At 41.3% G+C, this 1,046-nt stretch carries 1 protein-coding gene; it reads right to left on the reverse strand.

Going from position 1 to position 1,046, the window contains the following annotated elements:
* Positions 1–1,046: beta-L-arabinofuranosidase domain-containing protein (locus tag AB0G52_RS41380; protein ID WP_361344523.1), on the reverse strand; the 1,046-nt coding region annotated here is incomplete at both ends.

Raw genomic sequence — 1,046 nt, forward strand, 5'->3', positions numbered from 1 at the left:
TCTGCAGAGGCAGCTATTTCTATCCTGATTCTGCCATTCTTCGGGTATGCTGTTTTTTGCTCAACAACAACTCCCATTTCCTTCCACTCAAGTCGTGAAGAAATGTATTGATTGATGTAAAGCTTGCTTTCGTCATGAAAATAAATGGCATTTCCATGGCTTGCATGGTTTTCCATGCCTGATCCTACACAGCATGTAAAGCTGTCAAACTTTGAGTTATACTTTTTATGGCCACCCATGTCGAGCGAAACGAAATAACAAACACTGCCATCACCTGGATGCTGGGAAGCGAGTATGTGGTTATAAAGTGCTCTTTCATAATAATCTCCCTCCTCAGCAGTCGGTTTCCATCTGAAAAGATGCTTTGTCAATTTCAACATATTATACGAATTACATGTTTCGCATGTATTTTCACCTAATCTATCATTCTGCTTACCTGCCTCGCCAAAATGCTCATTAAGAGAATTTCCTCCTATTACATAGGAATGCTCATGAACAACCGTATTCCAGAAGTACTCTGATATTTCCTTATATGTTTCGTTGCCGGATATCTCATACTGCCTTGCTGCAGCAACAACTTTTGGTATTTGTGTGTTGGCATGCTTTCCTGCGAGTGCATCCTTTTTATCTGCTAGTGGATCAAGCACCTCTTTGTGATAAAATCTTTCTGAAAGTGCAAAAAAGCGCATTTCACCAGTATGTACAGCTAAATCAGCAAGCACCTCAGCCATTCCTCCGAACTCACACTTCAGCAATTCATCCATTTGTTCTTCTGAAAGGTCCTTTACCATATCCTCAAGCCAAAGCCCAAGCTTCGTTTCTACTGCAAGAGCCTTCTCATTATCTGTGTGCAAATAGGCATCCCGTAAGCCTGCAAACACTTTATGCATGGTATATAAAGGCACCCAGCCTCCATTCAAATCGAAGCCTTGGGAATAAATTTTTCCTTCCTTTACTTCCTGAAATATCGCTTTTCCTCTTGGAATTCCTGAGATTAATCCTGTTCCGTCTGCTTCCTGGCATAACGCAAGCTCCTCGACAATATA

This window comes from Streptomyces sp. NPDC021562 (assembly GCF_040640875.1).
In the GTDB taxonomy this organism is placed as follows: Bacteria; Actinomycetota; Actinomycetes; order Streptomycetales; family Streptomycetaceae; genus Streptomyces.